Source organism: Mesorhizobium sp. L103C105A0, from assembly GCF_000502215.1.
In the GTDB taxonomy this organism is placed as follows: Bacteria; Pseudomonadota; Alphaproteobacteria; order Rhizobiales; family Rhizobiaceae; genus Mesorhizobium.
The window spans coordinates 41,498-56,624 of sequence record NZ_AYXF01000019.1; the positions used below are offsets into that span (position 1 = coordinate 41,498).

Here is a 15,127-nt window from a genome sequence, read left to right on the forward strand (position 1 = left end):
TCAGCTCGCCAAAGTGACGGCGTCGTACCGAGCGGTGGCCGCCGCATGATGCCTCAACGGCGGGGCTCACAGCAAACAATGCCGTCGCCATTAAGCCAAACTGTCGCGAAGCGAACAGACGAACCGTAGCCGAAACGTTTGCCGTTCGTGCTTGGGTGGATCCGCAAGGCAAAAAGAACGGAAGCGCGAACCAAGGTCCGCCCGCACATTTGAGCTTCAAGCCGCAGCTGGGTCGTCAGGGTGGCACGTCATTTGCGGTAGTACCCTTTGTGAGGCCCGCCGCGGAGGTGAAAAGGGTGATTGTACAAAAATGTTGTATGACCGTCTGGGAGTGATAACTACTTAATATATGTGACAACAAGTCTCAATCACATTCTAAATTCTCCTGAGCATTAGCACGACAGGTGCAGCAACACTCCTAGAATTCAGCTTGATGCGCTATCAACCGTTTGCTTAGCAAAAATCATTTATCGGTCTCGATTCCTTTTACTATTTAGACGGAGATCAACAATGACCATTGGGAGCCTCCTCCTCGGCTCAACTGCGGCACTGGTCGCCGTTTCCGACGCTCGCGCCGTGATCATCGTCCCCGAGCCTGATCCGACTGAGTACCTCAAGATCTGCGACGTCTACGGCTCGGGCTACATCTACATTTCAGGCACCGAGGCCTGCCTGCGCATCGGCGGCTATGTCAGTTACGACGTCGGCTTGGGCCATGTCGGATTGTTTGACCACGCAAGAACCTCAGATGTGAGGACTGGTGAGGATCAGGGTACATGGCAAAACAATACGCGCTTCACACTGAAAGCTTGGACCGGCCAGGAGACCGAACTCGGCACGTTGAAGACCTACACCGAAACCCGCGTGAATTTCGGTAACCGCCACACTTCGGTTTCGGACAGTTCTCGGTCCTATGCCTTCAACGGAGACAGCATCTTGACTTTCGCCTGGATTCAGCTTGGTGGCCTCCGAGTTGGTAAGGACTGGTCGGCCTTCGACATGTTTATTGGTGGCGCGGGTGACGTACTCAACCAGACGCCGGTTCCGTACGGCGCTTTGGATACCAATGTGGTCCAGTACTACTTCGACGCCGCGAACGGCTTTTCCGCCGTGGTTTCGCTCGAAGAAGGCTCAGGCGTGGTGGGCACAATCGACAACTACGCTCCGCACATAGTCGGCGGCTTGAAATACACACATGGCTGGGGAGCGATCACCGGCGTTGCTGGTTATGATAGCAACTACGAATCGGTAGCCGCCAAGGTCCGTGTCGACATCAATGTCACCAACGAACTGTTGCTGTTCGGAATGTTCGGCTACGGTTCCAATGGCAAGCTCAACGACGACTCCATGAACGCGATCGACGCTCATGGTCGCGGCTTCTATAAGATTTGGCGCGGGAACTGGGCTTTCTGGGCTGGCGCCGCTTACGAGGTCAACGAGACAACTTCGTTCAACCTTCAGCTCTCGGGTGATCAGCTCAAGAACTATGGTGTCGCTGCGAACGTCGCCTATGCGCTTCTTTCAGATTTCACAGTTACGGCTGAACTCGACTACGACCGCTACGGAGGCTCCGCCGTCGGAAAGGTGAAAGCTTCCGAAGTGAACTGGGCCAATGCCAACAAGAAGAGCAGTGTCGGCGGTATCCTGCGTTTCGAACGCTCATTCTAATGCGATGAAGCGTTGAGCTCCGAGGTGCAGTTGATGCGCGGACATTTCCCCTACATTCCGTTTGATTGTGGATGCGTGGCTCGGACGGCCGTCGTACGCGGCGACGTCATGGAGCTCGGGTTTGACGCCGTGCTCCTGAACACGGCGGTCCCGAGGGCGGCCGATCCGGTCGGGATGGCGCGTGCGTTCGGCAAGGGCGGTCGATGCCATTCGTGAAGCTAGCACTGGAATGCTCGAACCGCGCTACTCACCGAAGGTCGGCAGGGCTGTCTTCTCATGAAGCTCGATCCCTTCTATCTGAATTTCGACGTGCCGGCTGGGTTGACCGGCTGGCGCCGCTCGGCGTGAGTCTGCTGCAGCTCCGGATAAAGGATATGGACGAGAAAGGACTGCAGACGGAAATCCGCCGCGCGAACGACGCCTGACGGTCCATGGTTGCCAAGTGAGCGTCAACGACTATTGGCGCACGGCAATGAGGAAGGCTGCGACTCATCCATCTTGGTCAAAAGGATTTGGCTGCCGCCGATGCTGATGATGAAATACGCCGGATTGAAGCTCGGCCTTTCGATCCACGATCACACCGAACTGCGCCAGTGGCCGAGCCGGAGTATGTGGCGCTCGGCCCAGTCTATCCAACTAGCCTCAAGAAGATGAATGGGCGTCGCAAGGGCTCGAGCGGATCAGCGAGTGGAAGCACCAGGTCGCGCCGATCCCATTGGTCTCCATCGGCGGCCTCAACCTGACCGGCTCGAAGGCGTTTTTCGAGGCTGGCGCCGAAAGCGCAGCCGTGGTCACCGACCTTGCGCTGAACGACGCCCCAGAAGCGCGCACGCGAGAATGGATCGAAAGACAGAACAATAGCGCTGGGGCGAGAACCGCATGTGCTCGTTGTTGTAGGGTCTGATTCCCGCGGTGGGGCTGGAATTGCCCGCGAGATCGAGACGATCGCTTGCCTTGACGTGCGCACCTGCCTTTGCTGTCAGCGCGCTGACGGTGCAAACCCAGGAAGACGCCTTGGAAATCCAAGTTACTCAACCCGGTCTGGTGACGGATCAAATGCGCGCTGCGCTTCAAGCTAACAGAGTGGCCGGCACCAAGGTTGGCATGCTCGCAACGGCTGAGATCATCGTCGCTGCGGTTGCCGCTGTGCTGCGCGAATATCGGCGCATATCGACAGTCCAGATCCGGTGCTGGCTTCCACGTCAGGCCGAGCGCTTCTTGAAGCAAGCGCCATCCCGCATCATGAAGTAGCATCTGATGCCGCTTTGCCGTGTCGACACCCAATGTCATTGAACTGGCGCTTCTTGCCGGCTCAGTGCTACCGGTGAATGAGGCCGGCGCGCTTCAACAAGGACCCCAAGCCACCCCGTCTGCCGGACTCCTCCAAATTCGAAACACGGATGGTTCCTATCCAGACAATTGATTTTATCAATCTGCGACAATACCGCATAGCGGCGCCGGCGGAATGATCATCCGTAGCAAGACGAGCTGCTTTCGGCGGCTTGCAGGACGCGCACCGCGACCGATTACAAGCCGGCTCGTCTGCAGCCATGTTCGGATCGGCCGCATCGGTGCGCCGAATGAGATTGCCGGCGGAACGCTCTATTCGTGCAGCTTGGACGGCAGTCATCTCACCGGGGCCATCCTGCCGATGGATGGCCGGCAGTCGGTGCAGCATTGGCTGACACTGTTCACGGAATGAAGCCGTCGCGCTTCGGACGGTTGAAATGGAGGACATTAGCGTGGAACCGATCAGTCTCGACGAACTTCTGGCCAGCGTCGGCAAGGAAGTCGGCGTGTCGCCGTGGCGGGTGGTCTCGCAGCGGATGATCGACCAGTTCGCCGAGGCCACCGATGACCACCAGTTCATCCACTGCGATCCGGAGCGCGCCAAGGGCGAGACGCCGTTCGGCGGCACCATCGCACATGGCTTCCTGTCGCTTTCGCTTTTGTCGGCGATGACTTTCGAGACCATGCGGCCGCTCGAAAACTGCAAGATGGGTGTCAACTATGGCTTCGAATCGCTGCGCTTCCTGGCGCCGGTGAAAACCGGATCTCGCATCCGCACCCGTTTCGTACTGGCCGACGTCAAGGTCAGGCCGTCGGGCTGGGTGCAGACGGCGCTGGGCGTGACGATTGAGATCGAGGGCTCGAAAAAGCCGGCGCTGACCGCGCGCTGGTTGACGCTGACGCTGATCAAACGCCAGCCGGAGGCGGCCTGAATTGCTCAACGAGCATCAGCAGAGACGATCTTCACGTGCCGGGGCGATGTAGGCGACTAGTGCGCACCGATCGGCAACGCGGCCACGGGGGTCGGCTAGATAGAGTGGCAGGAATGCCTAATCGGGGCTCCGACTCGGAAGGGGCTTCGATGTATCGGAAGCGCTTCGGCTTTCGGCGCTGCATTCCTTCTTCACGAAGGTCCATGGAGAATTCCCGACCACGGGGTCGAAAGATCGGCTTGTGATCGGAGTGGGCAGATCCTCCCCGAATGAATCTGCCAATAGGGTGTTATCGAGTCAACCGGGTCGAACTTGAGGTCGCGGGTGTCGCTGATCGGCTGCTCGTCGAGCTCGAGAGCTGCCAGCTAAAGGAAGAACACGGCTATGAAGAGCTCCGCAGTTGATGTGGATGCCCAGAGCTGGGAGTGCAGACCGACGAGTTCCCAGCGGGCGAACTTGCCATTGGTAGCGCGCCAGACCAGTGGCGAGAAACCCTCGATGAGAAGGCCCCCGAGGCGCACGCAGGATGGACTACAGTGGCGTTTGGCGAGAGGGCCTTCGAAGACGAGATCGAGTGTAAGATGGACGAGCTCGACACGCGTATCGCGCAGTCCCTGCGATCGCGCCTTGTTCGCGGCGCTCGTGCGTGCGAACTGTTGGTAGATCGAGCTGACTAGATGAACCGGGATGGCATTAAAGCGGAACTGGAAGAGACGTCCCTGGCCGAACTAAGTAAGATCAATCCAGCCATCGCTAAAGGTAGGCGAACACGAGACGTTCGGACTCCGTGCCGCTGAAATCCTCAAATTGAAACGGCCGGACCGTTGGAGCTATCATCACCCGCTTGGCTTCCAGAGCTACGGAGCGGGTTGATTATCTGAACGTCCTCGAAGTCCTTTTCATTGTCGGTCACTACGACACACTCGTTGGCTTCGGCTACAGCGGCAATGATTGTGTCTAGGGCGCTCCGCGAACGGCCTCTGGCTTTGCCGTTGGCCATCAGCCGCGCCCACACGAGGCCAGCTTTCTCGTCGAACGATAGCACGCGGCCAGCGAACAGCGCTTGCGGGCCTTCGGAGCCCTCGAACCAAGTTTCAAGGCTGCTGCGCTTTTTCCCCTTCGGCTTCTCTAGGATGCCTCGGCGAATTTCGGCGACAGTAAGCGAAGCAATGAAGAGGTCTTCGTCCTTCTGCGCGCCCATCCAGGCCAGCAACGAGCCCGAAGGCTCCGGCTTTATGACGTTGCTGATGATATTGGTATGAAGAAGGTAGCGCGTCACAGGTCGATCTTGCGCCCCTCTTCGCGCGGCCGGCTGAGGTCGAGATTGGAGCCAACCAGAGGCGAGCGACGCAACGCGGCGAGAATGCTGCCCGCTTTCGGTGGCTCACCCGCCACGGCTTGCTGTATGGTCCGACGAAGCTGTCGGGCATCCGGCCCGCTCTCCGTTAATTTTCGGGCAAGAGTTCGCAGCAGATCGCGGTCTGCGTCGAACGCCTGGATCTCGAACCGCGCGATGCCGCGCTCAGCCAGGCGAGAGCGATAATTCTCGATGGCTCTCTTCTGTGCAGTGTTGCCCATCGCGTGCCTCCGTTCTCTATCCGGATATATAGCCATGGCTTCTTCGGAGCACAAGGTGCCCCGTCATCGGCCAGCACTGGCTCCTGCGCGACGCGCGCTATTGATAGAATTCCAGCTTGTCGAAGCACTGACTTGGCATCATTGTCGCGAAACGGAGTATTTCGCGTCAGGACAGGAACGCGATCATAGCGCGCCGAAACGGCAACAGCCGAAAAGCTTCGTGTGGTCGCCGGCGCGGCCCGCGAATCGGCTGTGTCTGCGTCGCCGAAGCCCGATCGACGCTTCGTCAATCTGGTCCGGCTGCTGGCACGACAGGCCGCACGGGATTTCGTTCAAGCCGAAACGGATAGCCAGACACGAGACCGCGTCCCGGAGTAAGGGGCCGCCTCATGAAGGTCGCGCTTGGCGCTCGCTACTCAACTGACAATCACCGAGACGTCTCGATCGAGGATCAGTTGCGGCTCTGCTGCTTGCGTGCTGAAAAGCAAGGCTGGACAGTCGTCGACAGCAATACCCACCGCGCGATCTGCGGCGGGTCGCTGTTGCGTCCCGGCCTTCAGGAGCTGATCAGCGATGCGATGCAGGGCAAATTCCTGATCGTGCTCGCAGAGGCGATGGACCGCCTGACCATGACCGCTGCAAACCGGGAGCAGGCCAGGCTGGGGAAACGTTGCAACAGATCCTTCAAGGAAATTCATAGACTCTTAGCAACTCCGGCTCGCTGTGAATGGTAGGCTTATTGCAACGTCTGAGGTCAGTGGTTCCAAACCGTGGCCCCGCTTGTCTTCGACTGGCCGAACTGCTTGCAATTTCGGCTAAAGGCAAGAAGAGCGCCCATTTGTTTGTTCGACACAGGATATCGACGGTCGTCACGGCCACCGAGATTTGTCCGGTCGTTGGACAACCCTTCGAAATCGCAACTTCTGCGGAGAACGCGAAATGAGAAATTCGGTAGGACTTGGTCCTGAGCCATGATGACACTGGTTAGTCGCCTACGCATGGCAGCGCATCCTGACCGCCTTCGAATCCTGGGCCTTTGTGCGCATGCGGACCTAACTGTCTGCGAGCTAGCGGAGATTCTGAGCGTGTGTCGAGAGCGGGTTGCGCGACACGTCCGGCTGCTCGCCAGAGCCGACTTTCTTTGCTGCAACGAACAGCCTCCGTGGCGCTCGTACCATCTCAACGCAGGATCCAACGACGGCGGGCTGGTTCAATTATTGGTCGATCTCCTGCCCCATCGCGACGGCTATCATAAACAGGACCTGCAGCGGCTCGAAGCGGTACGAGACACGCGGCCGAAAGGGACCGCGTGCTTGATCGTGAAATAGGTCAATCCAATTGGAGCGCGAAGCTACCATGGACAACTCCGCAGACGGCGCGATCGCACAGCCGGACACCCACGGGCGGTCTTCCTTGGCCGCGGTTGATTGCCGCGTCCACGAGCTGCTTCTGAGACAGGAGCGGCAGGAGCGGACGACCCTCAAGCTCATCGCCTCAGAGAACTTTGCGTCCTCGGCCGTGCTGGAAGCGAACGGCTCGATTTTCACGAACAAGTACGCCGAGGGGTACCCCGGCGCGCGCTACTACGCTGGAAACGAGATCGTTGATGAGCTTGAGGATCTGGCCATTGGGCGCCTGAAAACGCTATTTGGCAGCGAGCATGCCAACGTCCAGCCTTATTCCGGCTCGCCGGCCAACCAGGCTGTCTATCGTGCGCTTTTGAGTCCCGGTGACAAAGTCATGGGCTTGCCCCTTCCGGAAGGGGGGCATCTGACTCATGGTTGGGCCATCAACTTTTCCGGAACTGACTATCAACGCGTGCCCTATGGACTAGATGAAAAGACACAGCAGATTGACTATGACCGCTTGCGCGAGACAGCCAAGCGGGAACGGCCGCGGCTCATTTGGGTCGGCGGAACCGCTTACCCGCGTGTCTTTGACTACGCGGCAATGGCAGAAATTGCCCTGGAAGCGAACTCCTATCTCGTAGCCGACATTGCGCACATCAGCGGCCTGATTGCCGCGGGAGCGCACCCGAATCCCGTGGGCCATTGCGACGTGGTCAGCAGCACGTCCCACAAGTCGATCCGCGGTCCCCGCGGTGGCTTCATTTTGTCAAGGAACGAAGATCGCTATCAGGCCCTGTATCATACAAAGAGCAAATACAATCTCGCCAGACGAATAGACCGGGCGGTCTTCCCTCACCTGCAAGGCGGACCTCACATGAATGCCATCGCTGCGCTAGCGGTTGCCTTGCACGAAGCCGCGAACCCGTCCTTCCGAAGCTACGGCCAACAGACGGTCAAGAATGCCAAGGCTCTGGCACATGCACTGCTTGAGCGAGGTTATGACCTGGTTACCGGGGGGACGGACAATCACATGCTGATCCTTGATCTTCGCGATCGGCCACTATCGGGCAAGGCCTATGCCGAGCGACTAGCAAAGGCAGGAATCATCACAAACTTTAATATGGTGCCTGGCGACCCGCGGCATCCGGCGGTCACAAGCGGAATTCGCCTGGGGGCGCCAGCAGTGACGTCAATGGGCATGCGCGATGTGGAAATGGTGCAAATTGCTGGCTTCATTGACTCCGTCCTCCAGCGGCCAGACGACGAAGATCTCCATGCCTGCGTGCGAAGAGACGTTGCCGACTTGTGCGCTGCGTTCGAGGTCCCGGGCATCTCCGACAAGTAAGGTGGGCCAAGCAAAATGCCCATACCACATCCAACATCCGAAGCGAGGTATTCATGGCTAGGCAGTTCGTGTTCTCTTCCGAATCGGTTGGCGCGGGGCACCCGGATAAGTTGGCCGACAACATCTCGGATGCCATCCTCGATGCCATCCTCCACACAGATCCCAAGGCGCGCGTCGCCTGTGAAGCGTTGGTAAAATCAGGGATAGTCGTTCTGGCTGGCGAGATCACCAGCGATGCCCAGGTGGATTACAGCCAAGTTGCGCGCGATACGATTCTCGACATTGGGTACGACGACGAGGCCGTCGGCTTTGACGGCCGGCGTTGCTCCGTCGTTCATGCCCTCACCGAGCAGTCGCCCGACATCAGCCAAGGCGTTGACGAGGGAAGAGGGCAAGACCTCCAGCAGGGAGCGGGAGATCAGGGCCTCATGTTCGGCTACGCATGCCGCGAAACCGATACCCTGATGCCTTTGCCGATCCAGCTCGCTCATCGCTTGACGAAACGGCAGGCGTATGTCCGGAAGGCACAACAGCTTGGCTGGTTGCGTCCTGACATGAAATCCCAAGTCTCAGTGCGCTATGAGGGGTTGCGCCCGGTCGCCCTGGATACCATCGTCGTGTCGACGCAACATGACGAGCAGGTCTCGCAAGAGACTGTCCGCGAGGGCGTCATTGAGGAAATCATAAAGCCTGTCCTGCCGACCCACCTGGAGACGGAAGGCATCAGAATTCTGGTCAACCCGACGGGGCGGTTCGTAGTCGGCGGGCCGCGCGGCGACTGCGGTCTCACTGGACGCAAGATCATCGTCGATTCCTATGGCGGGATGGGTCGTCATGGCGGCGGCGCCTTCTCGGGCAAGGACCCGTCCAAGGTTGACCGCTCGGCTGCCTATGCAGCCCGCTATGTCGCAAAGAACATCGTCGCTAGCGGACTTGCGGACGTGTGCGAGGTGCAGCTTGCTTACGCAATCGGCGTGGCCAGTCCGGTTTCCGTCATGGTCAACACGTTCGGGACAGCCAGGGTTGAGGAAAGCAGGATCGAGCGCCTCATTCTTGAGTTGTTCGATCTCAGACCGAAAGGCATTATCAAGATGCTTGATCTCTTACGCCCTATATACCGCAATACAGCGACCTATGGCCATTTCGGCCGTGAAGAGCCTGATTTCACCTGGGAGAAGACAGACAGGGCGGAGGAATTGCGTCGCGAGGCAGGACTCGCCGCCCCGTGAGAGCCGCCGGCGAACGGATTGGCAAGCGGAAAGCCCATTTCCACCGGGCAGACCCGCGCCTGGCAGGCGTGGCGAGAAGCCGGCTCGGGTTTTTTGGCGGAGACATTGATGCCGGATTATGACGTGCTTTGCATCGGCAATGCCATTGTCGACATCATCGCCCAGTGCGACGAGGCATTCCTCGAGATCAACGGCATCATCAAGGGCGCGATGAACCTGATCGACACGCGCCGCGCCGAACTGCTCTACAACCGCATGGGCCCGGCGATCGAGGCCTCCGGCGGCAGTGCCGGCAACACGGCGGCCGGCGTAGCCAGCTTCGGCGGACGCGCCGCCTTCTTCGGCAAGGTCTCCAACGATGCGCTGGGCGAAATCTATGCGCACGATATCCATGCCCAGGGTGTCGCCTTCGACACCAGGCCGCTCAAGGGCGAGCCGCCGACGGCGCGCTCTATGATCTTCGTCACGCCCGACGGCGAGCGCTCGATGAACACCTATCTCGGCGCCTGCGTCGAGCTTGGCCCTGAGGATGTCGAGGCCGACAAGGCATCCGGCGCCAAGGTTACCTATTTCGAGGGCTATTTGTGGGATCCGCCGCGCGCCAAGGAGGCGATCCGGCAGACGGCGAAGCTCGCACACGAGGCCGGACGCGAAGTGTCGATGACGTTGTCGGATTCGTTCTGCGTCGACCGCTACCGGGACGAGTTCCTCGAGCNGCTGATGCGCTCGGGCACTGTCGACATCGTCTTTGCCAACAGCCACGAGATCAAGTCGCTCTACCAGACAAAATCCTTCGACGAGGCGCTGGCTCAGATCCGCAAGGACTGCAAGATTGCCGCCGTCACCCGTTCCGAAAAAGGCTCGGTGATCGTGCGCGGCGACGAGACCGTGGTCATCGAGGCGACCGTCATCAAGGAGTTGGTCGACACCACCGGCGCCGGCGACCTCTACGCCGCCGGTTTCCTGCATGGCTACACGCAGGGCCGCAACCTCAAGACCTGCGGCGACCTTGGCTCGCTGGCGGCCGGCCTGGTGATCCAGCAGATCGGCCCAAGGCCAAGGCAGAATTTGCGCCGCGAGGCGGAAGGGGCTGGGTTGCTGTAGATGCGCCGGCAACTAACCAGCCGCCCTACTGACGCGATGACCGCAGTGGCGGAACTGTGTCAAAGCTCGCTGATAGCGACAGCCATTCGCTTCGGAGAACTGACCCATGCTGCTGCCGTGAAGCTCGCTGGAGGAGCGGTGCAAGGCGTGCTTGCCATGACGGCATTCACCGTCATCCAGATCGTCACCAGCATTTTCCAGAAGCTCAGCTTGGTGAAGGCCAGTAAGGTTCCTGAGGTAACGGAGAACTCGCGGCGTCCGTCGGACTTGACTTGCGATCACGTCCCACGATGCCGAATGCGGGCAGCAGACTGAATATTTCACAATGCTAGACAAAGGCGTAAAAGCGCGATCACATAACGACATAAACATTTCGTTATGCGTCATTGACAAAAGGGCGAACAGCTGTGATTGTCTGCGTGTCGTGGTTCTCGCGTGCGGCGCTGCCGCAGCGGAGCTAAGAGGGAAGCCGGTGCGATGCCGGCGCTGCCCCCGCAACTGTTAGCGGCGAGCCAACCCCAATCATGTCACTGAGGCGAATACCCTCAGGAAGACGGGTAGAGGCTATGACCCCGCGAGCCAGGAGACCTGCCACGCGAATTACGTCCACGGGCGGGGTGTCTCGGTGGCCGCTGCAACCCGGCGTTGATGCCGGCCTGCTAGCGCCTTCCTTGTCACCGACGCCCCAATCATCGGGGTATGACATGACTGTCTCTCAGCAAATTCCTGTAGCAACGCTCGGCGTGCCGCGCTTCGGTCGTCGGCGAGAACTGAAATTCGCGCTTGAAAGCTACTGGTCCGGAACATCGTCCGCTGGCGACCTTCTCACGACGTCGAAGGCGCTCCGTGCCGCTAGCTGGGAAGAGCAGCGCGATCGCGGCGTGTCGAAAATCCCGTCGAACGACTTCTCGCTTTACGACCATGTGCTCGACACCGCAGCCATGGTCGGGGCCGTTCCATCCCGTTACGGCTGGAATAGCGGCGAGGTCCCACTTGACATCTACTTCGCAATGGCGCGCGGCTACCAGGGTCAGACGCAGGATTGTGGACACGCTGGTTACCAGGAGGAGGCTCATGGACCTGGTGTAACCGCGATGGAAATGACCAAGTGGTTTGACACCAACTACCACTACATTGTGCCGGAACTCGATGATGATCAGACGTTCGCCCTCTCGTCATCGAAGCCGGTCGATTACTTCCTCGAGGCTAAAGCTCTCGGCATTCACACACGCCCAGTCATCCTTGGACCCATCACCTTCCTCAAGCTGGCGAAATCGCCTGCCGAGGGGTTCGGTCCCATCGCGCTCCTACCGCGGCTGCTGCCGGTTTACGAGCAGCTTCTGGAGAGGCTGAAGCTGTCGGGAGCCGACTGGGTGCAGATCGATGAGCCAGCGCTTGTCCTCGATCTGAACCCGAACGAACGAGCTGCGTTCGAATTCGCCTATGGCCAGCTGTCGAAAGCCGCGCCCGAGCTGAAGATCATGCTGGCTACGTATTTCGGGTCGCTGGGAGACAATCTCGAAACCGCGATTTCTCTGCCCCTGGCCGGCCTGCATATTGATCTCGTGCGCGCTCCCGAGCAGCTGGAAACGGTGGCTCGGCTCGCTCCGAAGGATCTGGTGCTCTCGCTTGGCTTGATCGATGGCCGCAACGTCTGGCGTGCGAACCTGCCCGCCATTCTCGACCGCATCAAACCGATCGTCGCCGGCTGGCCCTTGGACCGCGTCGAGATCGCGCCTTCTTGCTCGATGCTGCATGTGCCGATTGATCTGCGCATGGAGACGGAACTCGACGCGGACATCAGGTCGTGGCTCGCCTTCGCGGCCCAGAAGACCGACGAGCTGGTCTTGCTGGCCCGGGCCCTGTCCCAAGGCAGGGATGCGGTGGAAGGCGCGTTGAAAGCGTCTGCCGAGGCTGCCGCCACGCGCGTGACATCCACGAGGATCCATGACCCGCTTGTTCAGGGGCGGATCGCTAGCATTGAGGACAGCGCGAAGCGACGAGAGAGCGCTTTTGGCGAGCGCTCCAGAGTCCAGGCCGGCTCACTCGGGCTGCCGCCGTTCCCGACGACGACCATCGGGTCCTTCCCGCAGACGCCGCAGGTACGCAAGGCGCGGGCCGCTCATGCGAAGGGCCAGCTGAGCTATGTCGACTATGAGACGTTCCTGAAGAAGGAGATCGAGGCTGCAATTCGCTGGCAGGAAGAGATCGGGCTGGACGTGCTGGTGCATGGTGAGTTCGAGCGAAACGACATGGTACAGCATTTCGGCGAGCAGTTGTCCGGCTTCGCGCTCACCCAGCATGCCTGGGTACAAAGCTATGGGTCGCGCTACGTGCGTCCCCCCATCATTTTCGGCGACGTATCGAGGCGCAATCCGATGACAGTCCGCTGGTGGCAATTCGCCCAGTCGCTTACGGAAAAGCCCGTGAAGGGAATGCTCACAGGCCCAGTCACCATTCTCAACTGGTCTTTTGTTCGCGACGACGTACCCCGCTCCGAAGCCTGCCGCCAGATCGCGCTCGCCATCCGCGACGAAGTGACGGATCTCGAAAGATCCGGCGCAAGGATGGTCCAGATCGATGAGGCCGCGTTTCGCGAAGGATTGCCACTGCGCCAATCTGACTGGAAAGTCTATCTCGACTGGGCTGTCGAATGTTTCCGGATCGCTTCAACGGGTGTAAAGGACGCGACTCAAATTCATACCCACATGTGCTATTCGGAGTTCAACGAGATCATTCACGCGATCGCTGGAATGGATGCGGATGTCATTTCGATTGAGACGTCGCGCTCGAAGATGGAACTGTTGGACGCCTTCACGAGCTCCAAATATCCGAACGAAATCGGTCCTGGCGTCTATGATATTCACTCGCCACGCGTCCCGGAAGTCGGCGAGATTTCGGACTTAGTCATGCTTGCCCGCGAGCGACTGTCCGACGGCCAACTGTGGATAAACCCGGACTGTGGCCTCAAAACACGCAAATGGGAGGAGGTCCGCCCTGCCCTCATTAACATGGTCGCTGCAGCACGCGCGCTCCGGCAGAAAGTGCAGGCGTGAGGCTTCTCTTCCTCACCGTGTGGGGAGTTGCCGGCTGGCGGATGTCGGCCGGGAATATGCCAAACCGATCACACTCTTGGAAATGAGCCACTCGGCGCAAATGCGCAATTTCCCTACGGACGTGTCTTAATCCCGCAGAAATATAAATGTGGCACTACGCTATAATATCGGTTCCTTGGGGACATACAGGCCCCGCGCCTCGAACAAATCGGACACGCGTCGTTTCTCAAAGTAGACTGCTTGGCGCGTTCGCTCAGGCAGCGACAATATATGGTGCTGCGTCTGTCCGCCCCCAGTTGATCGCGCAGACTACGGGCGAGGTGGCAGGGTTCGGGTATCGCTAGCGTCCCGCCAATTCGGAGATGGACGTCGCAATTCGTGTCGCCAAGTAAAAATCGCCAATCATTTTCGATTGCGAGTCCGCAGCCAGTTGGCCCTTATTTTCCTGAGATCTGCGTTACAGGCCGGGGCGTTGTCGCCGTTTCTGAGGGTAAGATGGGATAGGCGACGTCAGGTGCCTCTCCGGTCAGCGAGTTGAGGAAGGCAACAAGCAGGTCAACTTCTTCGTCCGCCAGTACTACGCCGAGCTGGGTGGTCCCCATAATGGCGACGGCCTGTTTCAGATCCCAAACCTTGCCCGAATGAAAGTATGGCGCGGTGAGTGCAACGTTGCGCAGCGGCGCCACGCGGAAGACATAGGAATCGTCGGCTGCATTGGTGACCTCAAATCGGCCCTTGTCTTTGTCCGGCAGGACTTCGGCGCTGGGCCGTTCCACGAGGCCGAATGGGTAATAGGCTTGCCCACCAACGTTGATGCCGGCATGGCAGGACGAGCAGCCTTTGTCCATGAAAAGCACCAGGCCCTGTTTCTGTTCGGAAGTCATGGCAACCTCATCACCATTCAGGAAGCTGTCGAACGGGGCAGGTGTGACCAGTGTCGCCTCGAAGGCTTCGATCGCCTTGGCGAAGTTGTCGAAGGTGACCCGATCGGCTTCAGCCGGAAAAGCTGCATCGAACCACTCGACATATTGCGGCATGGACTTGAGAGTGGCGATGAGTTGGCCCGGTGTATTGGCCATTTCGATCCCGGCTTGGACCGGTCCCTTCGCCTGAGCCTTCAGGTCTTCGGCACGACCATCCCAGAACTGGGCGATGTTGAAGACAGCGTTCAGTACAGTCGGCGCGTTGCGCTGTCCCTTCTGCCAACCATGGCCAATCGAGGTTTCGTGATTGTCGTCGCCGCCGGTGGCCAGGTTGTGGCATGAATTGCACGACAAGACGCCTGACGCCGAGACGCGTGGATCGAAGAACAGTGCCTTGCCGAGAGCGATCTTTTCCGGGGTGATCGGGTTGTTGGCGACTGTCGGCGTGGTGGATGGCAAAGCCGTGAAGGTGGCCAATGCCGTATCTCTGAGGTCGGTGGGGATCGAATCCGCAGCAAAGGCGGTGGGTGCCAGCAAGGTGACAGCCATCGTACTGAATAGGATTTTCATAATTGGTCTTCCTGCGTCGTCCACGCAGCCATTATGCGATCTGCGGCTCATGAACGCCCTGAGCTAGATCAGCTTGAGGGAGA

General features: G+C 59.4%; 12 protein-coding genes, 2 pseudogenes and 1 riboswitch. Of the genes and pseudogenes, 11 read left to right on the forward strand and 3 right to left on the reverse strand.

Annotated features, from left to right (window positions below; genetic code table 11):
• The first annotated feature begins 510 nt into the window (after positions 1-510).
• From X727_RS136905 to X727_RS136890, 5 genes and pseudogenes are all read left to right on the forward strand, one after another.
• Positions 511-1,668: a porin gene (locus tag X727_RS136905; RefSeq protein ID WP_023835308.1), complete on the forward strand. Its 1,158-nt coding sequence runs from the start codon at positions 511-513 to the stop codon at positions 1,666-1,668.
• Positions 1,669-1,692: 24 nt separating this feature from the next.
• Positions 1,693-1,948: pseudogene (locus X727_RS136900) on the forward strand (thiazole synthase); the annotation flags it as partial.
• Positions 1,945-2,572 (forward strand): annotated as a pseudogene (locus X727_RS1000000169850) (thiamine phosphate synthase). The pseudogenes X727_RS136900 and X727_RS1000000169850, both read left to right, overlap by 4 nt.
• 50 nt (positions 2,573-2,622) lie before the next feature.
• On the forward strand, positions 2,623-2,919 hold the full coding sequence (locus X727_RS1000000169280; RefSeq protein WP_023827447.1) for a bifunctional hydroxymethylpyrimidine kinase/phosphomethylpyrimidine kinase: 297 nt from the start codon (positions 2,623-2,625) through the stop codon (positions 2,917-2,919).
• A 476-nt stretch (positions 2,920-3,395) separates the two neighbouring features.
• A complete protein-coding gene (locus tag X727_RS136890; RefSeq protein WP_031197366.1) occupies positions 3,396-3,890 on the forward strand; it encodes a MaoC family dehydratase in 495 nt (164 codons plus the stop codon).
• A gap of 802 nt (positions 3,891-4,692) precedes the next feature.
• Here X727_RS136890 and X727_RS136880 read toward each other — a convergent pair.
• Together X727_RS136880 and X727_RS136875 are read right to left on the reverse strand one after the other, a co-directional pair.
• Positions 4,693-5,169 (reverse strand): type II toxin-antitoxin system VapC family toxin, encoded by a 477-nt coding sequence (locus X727_RS136880; protein ID WP_023685624.1) that lies wholly within the window; start codon positions 5,167-5,169, stop codon positions 4,693-4,695.
• A complete protein-coding gene (locus X727_RS136875) occupies positions 5,166-5,468 on the reverse strand; it encodes a hypothetical protein (protein WP_023671839.1) in 303 nt (100 codons plus the stop codon). The genes X727_RS136880 and X727_RS136875 overlap by 4 nt, the downstream gene beginning before the upstream one ends.
• 389 nt (positions 5,469-5,857) lie before the next feature.
• On the opposite strand from X727_RS136875, the gene X727_RS136870 reads away from it, so the two are divergent.
• From X727_RS136870 to metE, 6 genes are all read left to right on the forward strand, one after another.
• Positions 5,858-6,202: a recombinase family protein gene (locus X727_RS136870; RefSeq protein WP_023835311.1), complete on the forward strand. Its 345-nt coding sequence runs from the start codon at positions 5,858-5,860 to the stop codon at positions 6,200-6,202.
• Between the two features lie 264 nt (positions 6,203-6,466).
• Positions 6,467-6,796, forward strand: coding sequence for a winged helix-turn-helix domain-containing protein (locus X727_RS1000000167260; RefSeq protein ID WP_245261427.1), 330 nt, complete (start codon positions 6,467-6,469; stop codon positions 6,794-6,796).
• Between the two features lie 28 nt (positions 6,797-6,824).
• Entirely contained in the window at positions 6,825-8,162 is a 1,338-nt protein-coding gene (glyA, locus tag X727_RS136865; protein ID WP_023671842.1) for a serine hydroxymethyltransferase, read from the forward strand.
• 53 nt (positions 8,163-8,215) lie between these two features.
• On the forward strand, positions 8,216-9,391 hold the full coding sequence (gene metK, locus X727_RS136860) for a methionine adenosyltransferase (RefSeq protein ID WP_023724681.1): 1,176 nt from the start codon (positions 8,216-8,218) through the stop codon (positions 9,389-9,391).
• 108 nt (positions 9,392-9,499) lie between these two features.
• The gene (locus X727_RS136855; protein ID WP_023835312.1) at positions 9,500-10,495 is read left to right on the forward strand and encodes an adenosine kinase; all 996 of its coding nucleotides are present in this window, start codon (positions 9,500-9,502) and stop codon (positions 10,493-10,495) included.
• 408 nt (positions 10,496-10,903) lie between these two features.
• A riboswitch (cobalamin riboswitch) is annotated at positions 10,904-11,106 on the forward strand.
• Between the two features lie 93 nt (positions 11,107-11,199).
• Entirely contained in the window at positions 11,200-13,551 is a 2,352-nt protein-coding gene (gene metE, locus X727_RS136845) for a 5-methyltetrahydropteroyltriglutamate--homocysteine S-methyltransferase (RefSeq protein WP_031204787.1), read from the forward strand.
• A gap of 437 nt (positions 13,552-13,988) precedes the next feature.
• Here metE and X727_RS136840 read toward each other — a convergent pair whose 3' ends face one another.
• Complete coding sequence (locus X727_RS136840) at positions 13,989-15,044, reverse strand: cytochrome-c peroxidase (RefSeq protein WP_023685632.1); 1,056 nt, start codon at positions 15,042-15,044, stop codon at positions 13,989-13,991.
• Between the last annotated feature and the right edge of the window lie 83 nt (positions 15,045-15,127).